At 62.0% G+C, this 15,396-nt stretch carries 17 protein-coding genes and 1 tRNA gene; 9 read left to right on the forward strand and 9 right to left on the reverse strand.

The features are described 5' to 3' along the window. Positions 1-65: 65 nt before the first annotated feature. The 4 genes from ihfA to ACR0NY_RS03985 all read left to right on the forward strand — a co-directional run bounded on the left by ihfA (position 66) and on the right by ACR0NY_RS03985 (position 2,280). Positions 66-368, forward strand: a complete 303-nt coding sequence (ihfA, locus tag ACR0NY_RS03970; RefSeq protein ID WP_093962316.1) for an integration host factor subunit alpha — start codon at positions 66-68, stop codon at positions 366-368. An 18-nt stretch (positions 369-386) separates the two neighbouring features. Continuing rightward, positions 387-1,001, forward strand: a complete 615-nt coding sequence (locus ACR0NY_RS03975) for a MerR family transcriptional regulator (protein ID WP_170368588.1) — start codon at positions 387-389, stop codon at positions 999-1,001. 61 nt (positions 1,002-1,062) lie between these two features. Beyond that, positions 1,063-1,139 (forward strand) — tRNA-Pro (locus ACR0NY_RS03980). A 61-nt stretch (positions 1,140-1,200) separates the two neighbouring features. Next, complete coding sequence (locus ACR0NY_RS03985; RefSeq protein ID WP_170338222.1) at positions 1,201-2,280, forward strand: 2'-deoxycytidine 5'-triphosphate deaminase; 1,080 nt, start codon at positions 1,201-1,203, stop codon at positions 2,278-2,280. A gap of 3 nt (positions 2,281-2,283) precedes the next feature. On the opposite strand, the gene ACR0NY_RS03990 is transcribed toward ACR0NY_RS03985, so the two are convergent. The 7 genes from ACR0NY_RS03990 to ACR0NY_RS04020 form a co-directional block, all read right to left on the reverse strand. After that, positions 2,284-2,523 carry a hypothetical protein gene (locus ACR0NY_RS03990; protein ID WP_170368589.1) on the reverse strand — a complete coding sequence of 80 codons (240 nt, stop codon included), beginning with the start codon at positions 2,521-2,523 and terminating at the stop codon, positions 2,284-2,286. 62 nt (positions 2,524-2,585) lie between these two features. Continuing rightward, entirely contained in the window at positions 2,586-3,245 is a 660-nt protein-coding gene (gene scpB, locus ACR0NY_RS03995) for an SMC-Scp complex subunit ScpB (protein WP_170368590.1), read from the reverse strand. Further along, positions 3,238-4,032: a segregation and condensation protein A gene (locus ACR0NY_RS04000; protein WP_170368591.1), complete on the reverse strand. Its 795-nt coding sequence runs from the start codon at positions 4,030-4,032 to the stop codon at positions 3,238-3,240. Before ACR0NY_RS04000 ends, scpB begins: the two co-directional genes overlap by 8 nt. Continuing rightward, on the reverse strand, positions 4,022-5,029 hold the full coding sequence (nagZ, locus tag ACR0NY_RS04005; protein ID WP_170368592.1) for a beta-N-acetylhexosaminidase: 1,008 nt from the start codon (positions 5,027-5,029) through the stop codon (positions 4,022-4,024). The genes ACR0NY_RS04000 and nagZ overlap by 11 nt, the downstream gene beginning before the upstream one ends. Next, positions 5,026-6,087, reverse strand: a complete 1,062-nt coding sequence (locus tag ACR0NY_RS04010; protein WP_170368593.1) for an SPOR domain-containing protein — start codon at positions 6,085-6,087, stop codon at positions 5,026-5,028. Before ACR0NY_RS04010 ends, nagZ begins: the two co-directional genes overlap by 4 nt. Positions 6,088-6,175: 88 nt before the next feature. After that, on the reverse strand, positions 6,176-7,921 hold the full coding sequence (gene argS / locus ACR0NY_RS04015) for an arginine--tRNA ligase (protein ID WP_170368594.1): 1,746 nt from the start codon (positions 7,919-7,921) through the stop codon (positions 6,176-6,178). Between the two features lie 95 nt (positions 7,922-8,016). Continuing rightward, positions 8,017-9,174: a deoxyguanosinetriphosphate triphosphohydrolase gene (locus tag ACR0NY_RS04020; RefSeq protein WP_170368595.1), complete on the reverse strand. Its 1,158-nt coding sequence runs from the start codon at positions 9,172-9,174 to the stop codon at positions 8,017-8,019. A gap of 76 nt (positions 9,175-9,250) precedes the next feature. Between ACR0NY_RS04020 and ACR0NY_RS04025 the strand changes: the two genes are divergently transcribed. Together ACR0NY_RS04025 and xth are read left to right on the forward strand one after the other, a co-directional pair. Continuing rightward, positions 9,251-9,574, forward strand: a complete 324-nt coding sequence (locus ACR0NY_RS04025; RefSeq protein WP_093962326.1) for a HesB/IscA family protein — start codon at positions 9,251-9,253, stop codon at positions 9,572-9,574. Positions 9,575-9,817: 243 nt separating this feature from the next. Then, positions 9,818-10,597 carry an exodeoxyribonuclease III gene (gene xth / locus ACR0NY_RS04030; RefSeq protein ID WP_170368596.1) on the forward strand — a complete coding sequence of 260 codons (780 nt, stop codon included), beginning with the start codon at positions 9,818-9,820 and terminating at the stop codon, positions 10,595-10,597. Between the two features lie 4 nt (positions 10,598-10,601). On the opposite strand, the gene ACR0NY_RS04035 is transcribed toward xth, so the two are convergent. Beyond that, positions 10,602-11,753, reverse strand: coding sequence for an FAD-dependent monooxygenase (locus ACR0NY_RS04035; RefSeq protein ID WP_170368597.1), 1,152 nt, complete (start codon positions 11,751-11,753; stop codon positions 10,602-10,604). A 71-nt stretch (positions 11,754-11,824) separates the two neighbouring features. Continuing rightward, positions 11,825-12,247 carry an RNA polymerase-binding protein DksA gene (gene dksA, locus ACR0NY_RS04040; protein ID WP_093962986.1) on the reverse strand — a complete coding sequence of 141 codons (423 nt, stop codon included), beginning with the start codon at positions 12,245-12,247 and terminating at the stop codon, positions 11,825-11,827. Between the two features lie 364 nt (positions 12,248-12,611). Between dksA and ACR0NY_RS04045 the strand changes: the two genes are divergently transcribed. The 3 genes from ACR0NY_RS04045 (at position 12,612) to ACR0NY_RS04055 (ending at position 15,377) form a co-directional block, all read left to right on the forward strand. Then, on the forward strand, positions 12,612-13,457 hold the full coding sequence (locus ACR0NY_RS04045) for an AAA family ATPase (protein WP_170368598.1): 846 nt from the start codon (positions 12,612-12,614) through the stop codon (positions 13,455-13,457). A gap of 124 nt (positions 13,458-13,581) precedes the next feature. Then, entirely contained in the window at positions 13,582-14,031 is a 450-nt protein-coding gene (locus tag ACR0NY_RS04050; RefSeq protein WP_170338202.1) for a GNAT family N-acetyltransferase, read from the forward strand. Continuing rightward, complete coding sequence (locus tag ACR0NY_RS04055; protein WP_170368599.1) at positions 14,028-15,377, forward strand: DUF2927 domain-containing protein; 1,350 nt, start codon at positions 14,028-14,030, stop codon at positions 15,375-15,377. The genes ACR0NY_RS04050 and ACR0NY_RS04055 overlap by 4 nt, the downstream gene beginning before the upstream one ends. Positions 15,378-15,396: the final 19 nt, after the last annotated feature.

The raw sequence follows: 15,396 nt of genomic DNA on the forward strand, positions 1-15,396 counted from the left end.
AATTCATTGATATTGACAGCGAATTTGCGCTACCCCTATGCTCGAAAATCAATAGGGGAAATGTCATGGGCGATAATACACTGACGCGAATGGATCTGAGCGAAGCCGTGTTTCGCGAAGTTGGGCTGTCACGCAACGAAAGTGCACAGCTTGTCGAAAGCATTCTGAACCACATGTCGGACGCGCTGGTGCGTGGCGAACAGGTCAAGATTTCGTCCTTCGGCACTTTCAGCGTTCGTGACAAATCAGCCCGTATTGGACGCAACCCGAAAACCGGTGAAGAGGTTCCGATCCAGCCGCGCCGCGTGCTGACTTTCCGCCCGTCGCATCTGATGAAGGATCGCGTCGCCGCCGGGAATCGCAAGTAAACCCGGGGCCAGGAGGATATGAGCAAGTCACCCGACGCGTTTCGCACCATCAGTGAAGTTGCGGATTGGCTCGGTGTTCAGGCCCATGTCCTGCGCTTCTGGGAAAGCCGGTTTGCACAGGTCAAGCCAGTGAAACGTGCAGGCGGTCGCCGTTACTACCGCCCCAACGACATGCGCCTTCTGGGTGGCATCAAGAAACTGCTGCACGAGGACGGCATCACGATAAAAGGCGTTCAACGCATCCTGAGGGAACAGGGCGTGGCCCATGTGGCGGCGCTGTCACCCGACATCGATGTCAGCGCAGAATCACCACAGACGCCACAGGACGTGGTGGTGTCTTTTCCGCCCAAATCGACCGGCCAGCAAATCGACCTCGATCTACAGGCCGACACTGATGGTCCCGGATCGCCCGAGCTTCAGGTAACACCCAGTTCGCCACACCCCGAGCCGACACCCGCGCCCGCTGCGGTCAACGGGGACTATGGCATCAGCCCTGCCCCGCTGTTTGGCGGCATCGCCTCCAAAGCTTGGCAGACTACGGATTTTGACGCTGAGGCACTGCGCCAGATCGCCCCGATCGCGAGGGACCTCAGGGCATGGCTCAGCCGGGTCGAAGGTCAAAAGGCGGGATAAGAAGAAAGGCAATGTTTTCCTCTTGCCCCTGCCGGGAAAATCATTATGAACAGCCCAACGTCGGGCTATGGCGCAGCCTGGTAGCGCGTCCGTCTGGGGGACGGAAGGTCGCAGGTTCGAGTCCTGCTAGCCCGACCAAATCACACCGACGTTTATGGCAGATAGGCCAGATCCCGCTCTGGCACCAGGGGGGATCGGAATGACAGGTGTATGCCCGAACCAGCAAATCGAGGCGATGATCGCGCGCAGTGAGATCACCGCCGAGCCGGCCATTCTGCCCGCCCAGATCCAGCCCGCCAGCCTTGATCTTCGTTTGGGAACAGTCGCTTACCGCGTTCGCGCGTCATTTCTGGCGGGCGAAGGGCGTTCGGTGTCCGAACGGCTCGCCGAGTTCGAGATGCACCGGATCGACATCACCGACGGCGCCGTTCTCGAAAAAGGTTGCGTCTACCTTGTGCCCCTGATGGAAGCGTTGTCCCTGCCCGGTGACGTGACCGCTGTCGCCAACGCCAAAAGCTCGACCGGGCGTCTGGACCTTCTGACCCGCACAATCACCGATGGCGGCACCGAGTTCGACCGGGTGCCCGCAGGCTATTCTGGGCCCCTCTACGCCGAAATCTGCCCGCGGTCCTTTTCTGTCTTGGTGCGTCCGGGGATGCGGCTGAACCAGATCCGGTTCCGGCAAGGCCAGGCAGTTTTGTCCGATGCGGATCTGACTGCTCTGCATGCGGAATCCCCATTGGTCGATGGTCCGGCCGTCATTCAGGACGGTCTGGGGTTTTCGGTCGACCTGCGCCTGCCCAACACTGACCTTGTTGGCTATCGCGCGAAACCGCATACCGGCGTGATCGACCTTGACAGGATCGGCGAATACGACCCGCAGGAATACTGGGAAGAGGTGCGCACCAAGGACGGACGGATCATTCTGGATCCGGGCGCATTCTATATCCTGGTCAGCCGAGAGGCAGTTCACATTCCACCGATGTACGCGGCCGAAATGGCGCCCTATCTGGCGATGGTGGGCGAATTCCGGGTGCACTACGCGGGCTTTTTCGATCCGGGCTTCGGTCATGCCGAAGCCGGAGGCGCCGGGTCACGTGGAGTTCTGGAAGTTCGCTGTCACGAAGCGCCCTTCGTACTGGAGCATGGACAGGTCGTCGGGCGGCTGGTCTATGAGCGTATGGCCGAGATGCCGACACAGCTGTACGGGGCAGGAATTGCTTCGAACTATCAGGGCCAGGGCCTGAAATTGTCGAAGCATTTCAAGTCCGTAAAGTGAACCTCAGAAGCGCATGAACCGCCGCATCTGGCGGGTCAGCTGCTTGGCCTGCTTCATGCTCGGGCTCTGTCCGCCTGCACTTTGCGCCATGCGCCGGTCGGTCTGAGGATCGCGCGCCTGGCTCTGTTGGCCCGGTTTGCGGGTCGCACGATCGGCAAGGTCAAAACCTTTGTCGACACCGCGCGTGACCAGCCGGCGCACGACTTGCCGAACGATCATGTCGATGATGCGGTTTGCGTTCATTCCGGTCTCCGTTCCTCGGTGTCAAACCTGGCGAGGAATTCGCCGACAAAAGGGCGACGCGTTCAGTCTTCCTCGAACAATTCGGTCTGGTCTTCGTCGCCGGGTTCATCTTCATTGGCCTCGCCGATCGGCATGGTCCCCGGCGGCGGGCGGTTCTCCAACAGCCCCGCAGCACGCAATTCCTTAAGGCCCGGCAAGTCTCGGGCACTTTCCAGGCCGAAATGGTCCAGGAACTGTGGCGTCACCACGAAGGTGACCGGGCGCCCTGGCGTCATGCGGCGGCGGCCCAGCCGGATCCAGTCCATTTCCAGCAGTTGGTCTATGGTTCCCCGCGACACGGACACACCGCGGATTTCCTCGATCTCGGCGCGGGTGCAGGGCTGATGATATGCCACGATCGCCAGGGTCTCGATGGCGGCGCGGCTAAGCTTGCGGGTCTCGACCGTTTCCTTCTGCATCAGGAACCCCAGATCGGGCGCCGTGCGGATGGCCCAGGCTTCGCCGACCCGAACCACGCGCACCCCGCGCCCCTCATAGCGTTTCTGCAGCAGTTCCAAGGCCTGCTTGGCGTCACAGCCATGCGGCATCCGCGCCTCAAGATCGGCCACCGTCACCGGCTCGGCGCTGGCAAACAATACCGCCTCGACCATGCGTTCCTGCTCAGCCAGTGGGGGGGCTTCGAACAGGGTGCCGGTGCCGTCGTCTTCGGGGGCGTCAGTCACTGGGCTTCGTCCTTCTGCGCAGTTGGATCGGGGCAAAGGTCTCGCTTTGCTTGATCTCCATATGTCCTTCCTTGACCAGCTCCAGCGAGGCCGCAAACGTCGCCGCCGTTGCCGAACGGCGCCGCATCGGGTCAACGTCCCAGCCTTCGGGCAGGTAGGTTTCCATGTCGGTCCAGGTTCCGGCAAATCCGATCAGCGGGCGCATTCGCTCCAGCGCCTGTTCCATCGTGAAGACCGAATCGCGGTCCATCACGAAGGGTCGGAATTCGTCACGGGTGCGGATGCGGGCATAGCCCTGCATCAGGTCCAGCAACGTGGCGGAATAGGTGACCGTGCGGATGCGGGTCACGTCCTCGCCCTGCCCGCGCCTGAAGAAATCGCGCCCCAACTGGTCGCGCGCCATCAGGCGGGCGGCCGCGTCGCGCATCGCCTGCAGGCGTTCCAACTGAAAGGCCAGGTGCGCGGCCAGTTCTTCGCCCGTCGGCCCCTCTTCATCGGGGTCAGGCGGCAGCAGCAGCCGGGATTTCAGAAAGGCCAGCCACGCCGCCATCACCAAGTAATCGGCGGCCAGTTCGATCCGCAGGGCGCGGGCCCGTTCGACAAAGGCCAGATATTGCTGCGCCAGCGCCAGAACCGAGATCTTGCGCAGATCGACCTTTTGCGTCCGCGACAGGGTCAGCAGCACGTCCAGCGGGCCTTCAAACCCGTCGACGTCCACGATCAGCGCCTCGGCGGCCAACCGATCGGCGACCGAAACCGGGTCTTCGCTGAAAAGGTTATCCGTCATATACCTGCCCGCCCATCAGACGGGATAGTTCCGTCTCGGCGGCACGGATGTCAAGTTCCTCGGGCGATTGGCGTTGTGCCAGCGCCTTGTCTGCGCGGGCTTGTGCCGCCTCGGACATCTCGCCCGCAGCTTCCATGACCGCCGCCCTTTCGGCAAGCGAGCCGTTGCAGTGCAGCACAACATCGCATCCTGCGGCCAGCGCCTGACCTGACAGGTCGGCCAAAGACCCGCTGAGCGCCTTCATCGAGATGTCATCGGTCATGATCAGGCCCTCAAACCCGATCTGATCTCGGATCACAGCCATCATCTGCGCAGAGATCGTTGCCGGTCGTTCATCAAGCTGCTCAAAGACCAAATGGGCCGTCATGCCCATCGGCAGATCGTTCAAGGCGCGAAACGGGGCAAAATCGGTCTGCAACAGATCGTCCAACGGCGCATCGACATGCGGCAGATCGAAATGGCTGTCCAAAGTCGCCCGCCCGTGGCCGGGAATATGCTTGACGATGGGCAACACGCCACCGTGCAGATGACCCTGCGCAACAGCCCGGCCGATTTTCGCGACCGTAGCAGCATCGCTACCGTAGCACCGGTTGCGCAAAAATGCGTGGGTGTCCGGACGCGCCAGATCCACCATCGGTGCGCAGTTGCTATCGATCCCCATGGAATACAGTTCATGCGCGATCAGGCGATACCGAAGGTACATGGCCCGCTCGGCATGTTCGCCGGCACGCTCCGCATGATCCAATGGGGGCATCCATTGCCGCGCAAGTGGCGCGCGCAAACGTTGGACCCGTCCGCCCTCTTGGTCGATGGTGATCGGACAGTTTCGACCGACGGCCTCGCGAAAGTCGTCACACAAGGCACGGACCTGATCCGCAGTTTCGATATTGCGGGCAAACAGAATGAACCCAAACGGGTTCATCTGGCGAAACAACGCCTTTTCTTCGGGTGTCAATCGCAGCCCGGCCGCATCCGTGATCGTGGCGCCAAACCTCACCGCACGGCAACCGGGATACAGTCAGCGTCCTGTGCGACCAGGGCGGCGCAGAACTGGCGCGAGTCGCTCAGGTCATCGAACCCCAGGACCCGCAGACGGTAAAACGTGCGGCCTCCGCTTGAGGTTTTCTGGATAACCCTCTGCTTCCCGTCCATATATTCACCAAACCGACGATACAGCCTGTCCCATTCGGCCTGCGCGACCTCGGGGCTTTCAAACGCACCCAGCTGCGCCAGCCGGGTACCTTTAGTCAAGGTGTTCGGGTCGACATCCAACCCTACAGCAGCTTTGACCGCGGCGTTGATCGCGTCTTCACTGACTGCAGGCTGTACAGCCGAAGCTGCGCGCGCCGGGCGGCGGAGCGGACGCAGAGACCGGCGCACGCCCGGCAGGGCCGCGATTTCGGGATCGGGCAGCTGAGCGGCAAGATCGGCCGGATCAATGGCTGGCTCGTCATCGTCCAAGTTCAGGGATGCAAGCTGCACGCCCTCTTCGGTCTGCGGTGCCTCAGCGGCAGGCGCGCCGGACAGTTCGGCCACCACGGCGTCAACCGCGCCTTGGCGCAGTTCGGCCGCTTCCTGGTTCGAGATTTCTTGTTCGACAACATGCACGGCAGGGGTCGGCTTCAGCTCACCCATCGCCACGTCTTCATCCGTCAGAGAAACGGGGCGCGGCGCAAGGATCAGCCGGTCGGCCGGAGGCGCGGCGGTCCCGACCGCCGCAACGGCATTGACCGCAAGTCCCTGGTGATCGGCGGGGGTGCCGCCCGGAGTTTCCGGCTGCACCCGCATCGGCCCCTCGGCCGCGCGTACGACCGGTACGCCGCTCACATCGCGCATGACCAGCTTGTACCCCCAGATCGCGACACCGGCGACAAGCGCCAGAGACGCGGCAGCGCCCAGCAGGTTGACCACCCGCCCAAGGCCCGCGCCAGCCGGCGCACCCTCAGCCTGATCCATCATATCGTCGGGATATTCATACCCATCTTCGGGGTGGAACTGATTCGAGTAATGCGCGTGCTCGGGGCTGGTCTGCCCCGAGAAATCGTAACTGGTCATATCCGCCTCACTGCCCGTTTCGCGCCTGAAATTGGGGCGCGCGGGTCATTTCTTGCCTACCTCGGGCCGGCGGTTCGGGCAGTGTTGGTTACCGCATCTCCTGCGCCGGCGTGACACCAAGAATACCCAAGCCTGCTGAAATCACAACAGAAACGGCCCGGGCCAGTGCTATTTTTGCCTGGCTTGTTGCCGCGTCACCATCTTGCAGGAAGCGCAGCGACATTTCTTCGTTGCCCTTGTTCCACAATGCGTGGAAATCCCCTGAAAGTTCATACAGATAGAAGGCAACCCGATGCGGTTCGTTGGTACGCGCAGCGATCTCGACCAGCCGTGGCCATTCGGCCAGCTTTTTGGCAACACCCAGCTCGGCCGCGTGGTCGATCTTGCTCAGATCGGCAGCCTTGAGGGTCGCGTCGTCCGCGGCGATGCCCGCTTCGGCGGCCCGGCGCAGCACGCTCATGACCCGGGCATGGGCGTATTGCACGTAGAACACGGGGTTCTCGCGGCTTTGCTCAAGCACCTTGTCGAAGTCGAAGTCCAGCGGCGCATCGTTCTTGCGGGTCAGCATCACGAACCGGGTCACGTCCGGGCCGACCTGGTCGACCACATCGCGCAGCGTGACGAAATTGCCGGCCCGCTTGGACATCTTGAACGGCTCGCCGTTTTTCCACAGCTTCACCAACTGGGTCAGCTTGATGTCCAGCGGCACCTTGCCGTCTGACAGAGCCGAAACAGCGGCCTTCATCCGCTTGACGTAGCCGCCGTGATCTGCGCCGAACACGTCGATCAGCGCGTCGAACCCGCGGCTCACCTTGTCGTAGTGATAAGCGATGTCCGGAGCAAAATAGGTCCAGCTGCCGTCGGATTTCTTGACAGGGCGATCCACATCGTCGCCATGCGCGGTAGACTTGAACAGGGTCTGCTCGCGCGGCTCCCAGTCTTCGGGGGTTTTGCCCTTGGGCGGCTCAAGAACGCCTTCATAGATAAGACCCTTGTCGCTGAGCGACTTCAGAGCGGCCTCGATCTTGCCGGTTCCGTACAGCGACTTCTCCGAGAAGAACACGTCCATCTCGACGCCCAGCGCCTTCAGATCGGCGCGGATCAGATCCATCATCGCGTCGGTTGCAAAAACGCGGACCTCGGCCAGCCATTCGCTTTCAGGCTTGTCCAGCAAGCTGTCGCCGTATTTTTCCTTCAGCGCCTCGCCGATCGGGATCAGGTAGTCGCCCGGGTAAAGGCCTTCGGCGATCTCCGGGCTCAGGCCGTTGGCCTCGCGGTACCGCTCGAACGCGGACCGGGCCAGCACATCCACCTGCGCACCGCCGTCGTTGATGTAGTATTCACGGGTCACGTCGTGGCCGGAATAGGCCAAAAGGCTGGCCAGCGCGTCGCCGAACACTGCGCCACGTGTGTGGCCCACATGCAGCGGTCCAGTAGGGTTGGCCGAGACGTATTCCACGTTCACCTTCAGCCCCTGCCCCATGTTCGAGCGACCATAATCCGTGCCCTGTTCCAACACCGCACCCAGAACGCCCTGCCAGACCGGCGGAGCAAGCCGCAGGTTGAGAAAGCCCGGACCTGCAACCTCGGCACTCGTGATCCGCTCATCGGAAGCCAGTTTCGCGGCCAGCGCATCGGCAATGTCACGCGGCTTCATCTTGGCAGGCTTGGCCAACACCATCGCGGCATTGGTCGCCATGTCTCCATGGGCGGCGTCGCGCGGGGGTTCGACCGCAACGTTGTCAAAGCTCAGCCCCTCGGGCAGCGCGCCTTCGGACTGCATCTGCATCAGCGCGTCCAGAACAAGGCCGCGGATCTCGGAGAACAGGTTCATTTCGGATGTCCTTTTGCTTGCGCAGCGGTTTACCACGCAAGGCGGCAAGGTCAATGCAGGCGAGCGGCCCAAACCAGCTTTCGCAGCATGCAGCCCTAGACCTGCGGGGGCTGCGCGCCGGTCAGGCGGGCATGATCCTGCAAGGCAAACCGATCGGTCATGCCCGCGATATAGTCTGAAACGATCCGGGCCAGCGCGGTCTCGTCCGGCGCCGCTTCGATATCCGAATGCCAATGCCGAGGCATCTGGCGCGGGTCGCTCAGATAGATCGGGAACAGCTCCTCGACTACGCGACTGACCTTGGCGCGCACCTCCATGACGCTGGGCGCCCGGTACATGCGGGTAAAAAGAAACGCCCGGATATCGTTGAGCTGCGCCCACAGATCATCCGAGAAGCGGATGACAGGAGCCCCGAGGTGACGAACATCCTCGACTGTTTGCGCACCTGATCTCTCCAACACCGCGCGAGAGGTGTCGATTACATCTGAAACCATCACGCCGAACACCCGCCTCAGCGCCTCGTGACGACGACGGTAAAAATCCAACCCGGGATACTTGCGATCCACCACGGCATAACACTCCCGAACAATCGGTAATTGGGCGATCGCGTCGTCGGTAAAAAGTCCGGCCCGAAGGCCGTCGAACAGGTCATGATTGTTGTAGGCGATGTCGTCGGACAGTGCCGCAACCTGCGCCTCTGCGCTGGCATGGGTGTGCAGTTCAAGGTCAAAATCAGCATTGCACTCGGCCAGCGCCCAGGGCAGATCGCCCGTAACCGGGCCGTTGTGCTTGGCGATGCCTTCAAGGCATTCCCATGTCAGGTTGCACCCGTCGAAATCCGCGTAATGCCGTTCCAGCTTGGTGACGATGCGGATCGCCTGAGCGTTGTGGTCGAAGCCCCCGTAGGGCGCCATCAGCGCGTGAAGAGCATCCTCGCCGGTATGGCCAAACGGCGTGTGGCCCAGATCATGCGCCAGGGCCACGGCCTCGGTCAGTTCCGGGTTCAGCCCCAATGCCCCCGAGATCGTACGCGCGACCTGCGCCACCTCGATCGAATGGGTCAGGCGCGTGCGATAGCTGTCGCCCTCATGCTCGACAAAAACTTGTGTCTTGTGCTTCAGACGTCGGAACGCGCTGGCGTGTATGATCCTGTCCCGGTCCCGCTGAAAGCACGACCGGAAACTGCTTTCTTCCTCTGGCACCAGCCGCCCGCGCGCCCGGCCCGGATCGGCAGCAAATCCTGCTCGCTCCAATGGTCTTGTCCTTGTCGCCTGTCTCCCGGGTTTCTATATTGTAGACCAACGAGGAAATAAACCTTTGGAGCATGGCATGAATCTGCCTCCGAGAGTCACAGAACGCGCCTTCGAGAGGCTTGCCGAGATCGGCGCCGCCGACAACGGCAAGGCCCTGCGCATCGCCGTAGAAGGCGGAGGGTGTTCAGGCTTTCAGTACGAAATCGCATTGGACGAACCCAAGGACGATGATCTGGTGCTGGAAGGCAAAGGCCAGAAGGTTGTCGTCGACGAAATATCTCTGCCGTTCCTGGAAAATGCGACGATTGATTTCACGCAAGAACTGATCGGCGCCCGGTTCGTGATCGACAACCCCAACGCAACCTCTTCCTGTGGGTGCGGCACGTCTTTTTCGATGTGATCAATCGTGGGGGCGTTGCGCCCCCGTCCTCTGGATATCTTCATGATCTGCAGGAGCGCCCGCTGGCCCGCGATCAGGCCTTAGGGCGCGGTTGACCGTTTTTGGCCCCGCGGCAACTGGGCCAGTTCGTCATGGCGTCATCCGTCCCCAAACGCCCCCGGTGCCCGCGGCAGACCTGACTGACACCTTGTGATGGCCTCCGTTCTGGGCGATAGGTTTCGGCAGAGCTTCGGAGGGGCCGGGATGAAAATCGCAACATTCAACATCAACGGCATCAAGGCGCGGGCCGAGGCTCTGCCCCGCTGGTTGGACGAAGCCCAGCCCGATGTGGTCCTGCTGCAGGAAATCAAATCCGTCGACGAAAACTTTCCGCGCGAAATCTTTGAGGAACGCGGGTACAACGTCGAAACCCACGGTCAGAAAAGCTTCAACGGCGTGGCGATACTTTCGAAGTATCCGCTCGAAGACGTCTCGCGCGGGCTGCCCGGGGATGAAGAGGACGAGCAGGCGCGATGGATCGAAGCAACCGTCATCAACAAGCGGGCGCTGCGGATTTGCGGGCTTTATCTTCCCAACGGGAACCCTGCTCCGGGGCCGAAGTTCGACTACAAGCTTGCGTGGATGGAGCGGCTGTATGAGCGCGCCCGCGATCTTCTGGCCACGGAAGAGCCGGCCCTCATGGCCGGGGACTACAACATCATTCCGCAAGCCGAGGACGCGAAACGCCCGGAGGCCTGGCGCGAAGACGCCCTGTTTCGGCCGGAAAGCCGCGCGGCGTTTCGCAAGGTGCTGAACCTTGGCTTCACCGAAGCGTTCCGTGCGCGGACACAAGGCCCGGGCCACTATTCGTTTTGGGATTATCAGGCCGGCGCGTGGAACCGGAATGACGGCATTCGCATTGACCATTTCCTTCTGACACCGCAAGCGGCGGACCTGATGCGCGATTGCCAGATCGACGCCGCAGTGCGCGGACATGAAAAACCGTCCGATCACGTCCCTGTTTGGGTGGACCTCGACATCTGACCCGTCAGGCCGTCGGGTCGTAGTCGTAGATCCAGTCGTATCGACGCGTCAGGCGCGGACCGATCAGGGCCAAGGCCGCCTGCGCGGCCAGTCGTGCGGGACCGCGCAAATGAAAGTTCCGCGCGTTGGCACCGGCGGCTGCGACCACCTTGCGCGCGCGGGGTTTCCTCGTGCTTTCATAGGCTTCGAGTGCGCGGCGGACACCCGACTGTTCGTCAAAAGATCGGGCCAAGATCCAAGCATCCTCAAGCGCGAGGCACGCCCCTTGAGCCATAAACGGCAATGTGGGATGCGCGGCGTCCCCCAGAAGGACAACGCGACCATTCTGCCATTTCTGTGCCACCGGGCGCAGAAACAAAGCCCACAGATGGACATCCTGCACCTGCGCAAGCGCGGCGCCGGCCGGACCGCCGAAATCGGAAAAACGCGCCCGCAGGTCCTCGGGGTCACCGCGCAGGCGCCAGTCCTCTTCCCGCCAGTCGGACCGCTCTTCTACCGCCACGATGTTCAACATGGACTGCTTTCGCAGCGGATAGGTCACGACATGACGCCCGGGGCCCATCGTCAGCGATGCCATGGGCTCGGCTTCGTGGTCGGTCCAGGGCACAGTTGACCGCCAGGCCACCTGATGCGTGAACGCGGGCGCTTCGGTTCCGTTCAGGATGGGCCGGATACCGCTGCGCCCGCCATCCGCTGCAACGGCGAATTCAGCGCGCAGCCGGGTGCCATCCTGCAGCGCAATCTCGGCTTCGGCTGGATGCTTCCGAACATTGGTGACGCGGGCATTCAGTCTGATCGACACCCCTGCGCGCTCTGCCGCCATTTGCAACGTTTCCAGAAGGTCAGCACGGTGGAAATACCACGTGGGTCCGGCCGAGGGTGCCGGAAGACGGCTGACGACGCGGCCCCGCCGGAAATCGCGCAGAACAGTGCCGTGAGAGAGTTGTGCGACCCGACCGGGATCATCCACAACACCCAGCGCACGCAGGACCGCCATGCCGTTGGCGCTGATTTGCAGACCGGCCCCGACCTCGGTCAAGGCCTCGGCCTGCTCGAGAACGGTCACCCGTGCACCGCGTTGCTGCAAGGCCAGCGCAGCGGCCATTCCGCCGATCCCGCCGCCGATGACACCGATTTGCATACCGTCGATCTTCATGGCACGGGCTTAACGCAAAAAAGCCGGAGCCACAGGCCCCGGCGCTTGTCTTTTTTGAAAGAACCCAGCGATCAATCGTCGCGGTGAACTTTTTCGCGACGCTCGTGACGCTCTTGTGCTTCCAGCGTCATGGTCGCGATCGGACGCGCATCCAGACGCTTGAGCGAGATCGGGTCACCGGTCTTTTCGCAGTAACCGTATTCGCCCTCGTCGATCCGGCGCAGAGCGGCGTCGATCTTGGCAACCAGTTTGCGCTGCCGGTCCCGGGTGCGCAGTTCCAGCGCACGGTCGGTTTCCTCGCTGGCGCGGTCTGCAACGTCGGGAATATTACGGGTGCTGTCCTGCAGCCCCTCGATCGTATCCCGGCTGCCTGCCAAAAGTTCGTTTTTCCAGTTCAGCAGCTTGCGGCGGAAATACTCAAGCTGGCGTTCATTCATGAAAGGTTCATCTTCGGCCGGACGATAGTCCTCCGGCAGAAAAACTTCCTGCTTCATATTGGCTCCCTCGGTATGGCCAGAAACGTCTTTTGCGGTCGTGTCGCCTGACATTTGGCACCCCCTTCTGCGCAGCGTTTAACTGACGGGACGGGGAATGTCACTATCCAAACGCAACCCCGACGCGCCGTTATGAGAACCGGTATAAACATGAGACTTTGGGCACCAAATCGTTGCCATTCTGTGAAAGCGAAAAGACTATTTTGCGGCAGAACACCCGCGAGCGGATGATGGAATCGGTGCGATTCGTCCCTCGCGCCCGTCGTTGGCAGCCTGCGACGCTGCGGCCCGGCTTGTCATTCGGCCCCGCCCTAGGTAACCCGGTTCCCGTCTCCTGTTGCTGCGACCATCATACGAGGGCCCCATGACCGCACGTTTCAAAGGCACAGCCGAATACGTTGCCACCGACGACCTGACCATTGCCGTAAACGCAGCCGTCACGCTGGAACGACCGCTGCTGGTCAAGGGTGAACCCGGCACGGGCAAAACCGAACTGGCCAAACAGGTCGCCGGCGCGCTGGGTCTCAGGATGATCGAGTGGAACGTCAAGTCGACCACCCGCGCGCAGCAGGGTCTCTACGAATATGACGCAGTCAGCCGTCTGCGCGACAGCCAGCTGGGCGACGAGCGCGTGAACGACGTCCGCAACTACATCAAGAAGGGCAAGCTGTGGCAGGCCTTCGACGCCGATGAAAAGGTCGTGCTGCTGATCGACGAGATCGACAAGGCCGATATCGAGTTCCCCAACGACCTGCTGCAGGAACTCGACAAGATGGAGTTCCATGTTTACGAGACCGGCGAAACGATCCGGGCCAAACACCGCCCCATCGTGATCATCACCTCGAACAATGAAAAGGAACTGCCAGACGCCTTCCTGCGCCGCTGTTTCTTCCACTATATCCGTTTCCCCGACGAAGCCACGATGCGCCGCATCGTCGAAGTGCATCACCCCGGCATCAAAGAGGCGTTGCTGACCACCGCCCTGACCCAGTTCTACGAGATCCGCGAGACGCAGGGGCTGAAGAAAAAACCCTCGACCTCCGAGGTGCTGGACTGGCTCAAGCTGCTCCTGGCCGAGGATCTGGATGCCGAAGACCTGAAGCGCGACGGGGTCAATGCCCTGCCCAAGCTGCACGGCGCCCTGCTGAAGAACGAGCAGGACGTGCATCTGTTCGAACGGCTGGCCTTCATGGCGCGCGCCAAGCGCTGAAGCCCGCCCATTCATGAATACTTGGTGATCACGGCTTGCCTTGCGGCAAGCCTGATGCCAGCATTGCTGCAACAAAGATCAAAGAACACGACACCGAGCACGCTGTAGAGCAGGACCACCCGAATTGACCCAAGCGCCGCGCATTCGTCCCCTCAAGCCCGAAGACCGGCCGAGCTGGGACTTGTTGTGGCGGGCGTATCTTGAATTCTACGAAACGGTATTGCCCGACGAGGTCTACGACAGCACGTTTGCGCGCCTGCTGGGGGATGATCCGCAGGACTTTTCATGCCTAGTGGCCGAGTTGGACGGCGAATTGATCGGGCTGACCCACTTCCTGTTTCATCGCCATGCCTGGAAGATCGAAAACGTCTGCTATCTGCAGGATCTCTATGCCAGCCCGCATGTACGCGGTACCGGTGTCGGTCGGGCGTTGATCGAGGCCGTCTATGCCGAAGCCGACCGAAAAGGCGCGCCCGATGTCTATTGGCTGACGCAGGAGTTCAACCACACGGCGCGCCAGCTTTATGACCGCGTCGGCCAACTGACGCCTTTCCTCAAGTATCGGCGTCCATGAAACGTCTGGCCGGCATATTTCTTGGCTTTGTCCTTACCGGATGCAGTTCAGTCGACCGGATTGAGTTGCCCGATGAAATCAAGGTGACCGAGGCCGCAGCACCGGTGACTCAGACTTTCGGCTCGCCACGTCCTTTCCCGCCGGCCCGGTCAAATACGAACATCGCGGCAGATTTTGTGGACCTGCATTTCTCGCTGGAAAGCGGCACTGCCCTGCCCGTGTTTACGCGGTTCGAGGGTCCGATCACAGTTCGGCTGACGGGCGCCCCTGCCCCCACGATGCAATCCGACCTGACGCGTCTGCTGACCAGACTGCAGCGCGAAGCCCGGATCGACATCCGCCAGGTCAACGATGGGCCAGCCAACATCACGATCGAAGCAGTGACCCAGCGCCAGATTCAGCGGCTGCTGCCGCAAGCCGCGTGTTTCGTCGTGCCCAACGCGTCCAGCCTCGAGGAATACAATCGCGACAAGCGCAAGACCAAAAGCAGTTGGCGCGCGCTGCGCAGCCGCGAGCGGCTGGCCATCTTCATTCCCAACGATGTCAGCCCCCAGGAAATGCGGGATTGCCTTCACGAAGAACTTGCACAGGCGATCGGGCCTCTGAACGACATGTACCGCCTGCCGGATTCGGTCTTCAACGACGATAATTTTCACACTGTCCTGACCGGGTTCGACATGCTGATCCTGCGCGCGACCTATGCGCCGGAACTACAGACCGGAATGACCCGGGAACAGGTGGCGCAGGTCATACCCGGGGTCATCGCCCGCCTGAACCCGCGCGGCGCCAATCTGCCCGTCCAGCCAATCTCGGAAACCCCGCGCGAATGGATCGACGCCGTGCAACTGGCGGTCGGCAAGGGCCGGGCCTCGCCGCGGCAAATGCGGGCCATCGACCGCGCGATGCGGATCGGCCGAGAGCAAGGTTGGACCGATCACCGCCGGGCGTACCCCCATTATCTGAAGGCCCGCCTGGGTGAATTCGACGCCCCCGAGGAAGCGCAGCGCGAATACGCCATCGCCATGCAATACCTGCGCGCGACCCCCGGAACCGAGCTTCAGCGCGCGCATATCACAGTTCAAACGGCGGCCTATGCCCTGACGCAGGGGCGCGGCCCCGAAGCTCTGCCGGACCTCGACCGGGCCATAGCGACGATGACGCGGGCCGAAAACGCCTCGATGCTGGCGACGCTGCTGCTGCTGAAGGCCGAGGCCCTGAAGCAGGCCGGCAAACCCGAACAGGCACGCTCCGTCAGGCTGGACAGTCTGGGGTGGGCGCGCTACGGGTTTGGCTCGGAATTGGTGGTCGGCTCGTTGATGCAGGACGTCGCGCTGGGGGCCCCGTAACATCGCAAAAGGCGGATGA

This window comes from Ruegeria sp. BJ5 (assembly GCF_056537865.1).

What these genes read in the sequence shown, in the direction of transcription:
- ACR0NY_RS03975 (WP_170368588.1), top strand. Translation starts at nt 387, where the DNA reads ATGAGCAAGTCACCCGACGCGTTTCGCACCATCAGTGAAGTTGCGGAT.
- ACR0NY_RS04010 (WP_170368593.1), bottom strand. Translation starts at nt 6,087, where the DNA reads ATGACCAGTTACGATTTCTCGGGGCAGACCAGCCCCGAGCACGCGCAT.
- xth (WP_170368596.1), top strand. Translation starts at nt 9,818, where the DNA reads ATGAAAATCGCAACATTCAACATCAACGGCATCAAGGCGCGGGCCGAG.
- dksA (WP_093962986.1), bottom strand. Translation starts at nt 12,247, where the DNA reads ATGAAGCAGGAAGTTTTTCTGCCGGAGGACTATCGTCCGGCCGAAGAT.
- ACR0NY_RS04035 (WP_170368597.1), bottom strand. Translation starts at nt 11,753, where the DNA reads ATGAAGATCGACGGTATGCAAATCGGTGTCATCGGCGGCGGGATCGGC.
- ACR0NY_RS04025 (WP_093962326.1), top strand. Translation starts at nt 9,251, where the DNA reads ATGAATCTGCCTCCGAGAGTCACAGAACGCGCCTTCGAGAGGCTTGCC.
- ACR0NY_RS04055 (WP_170368599.1), top strand. Translation starts at nt 14,028, where the DNA reads ATGAAACGTCTGGCCGGCATATTTCTTGGCTTTGTCCTTACCGGATGC.
- argS (WP_170368594.1), bottom strand. Translation starts at nt 7,921, where the DNA reads ATGAACCTGTTCTCCGAGATCCGCGGCCTTGTTCTGGACGCGCTGATG.
- ACR0NY_RS03985 (WP_170338222.1), top strand. Translation starts at nt 1,201, where the DNA reads ATGACAGGTGTATGCCCGAACCAGCAAATCGAGGCGATGATCGCGCGC.
- ACR0NY_RS04000 (WP_170368591.1), bottom strand. Translation starts at nt 4,032, where the DNA reads ATGACGGATAACCTTTTCAGCGAAGACCCGGTTTCGGTCGCCGATCGG.
- ACR0NY_RS04045 (WP_170368598.1), top strand. Translation starts at nt 12,612, where the DNA reads ATGACCGCACGTTTCAAAGGCACAGCCGAATACGTTGCCACCGACGAC.
- ihfA (WP_093962316.1), top strand. Translation starts at nt 66, where the DNA reads ATGGGCGATAATACACTGACGCGAATGGATCTGAGCGAAGCCGTGTTT.
- ACR0NY_RS03990 (WP_170368589.1), bottom strand. Translation starts at nt 2,523, where the DNA reads ATGAACGCAAACCGCATCATCGACATGATCGTTCGGCAAGTCGTGCGC.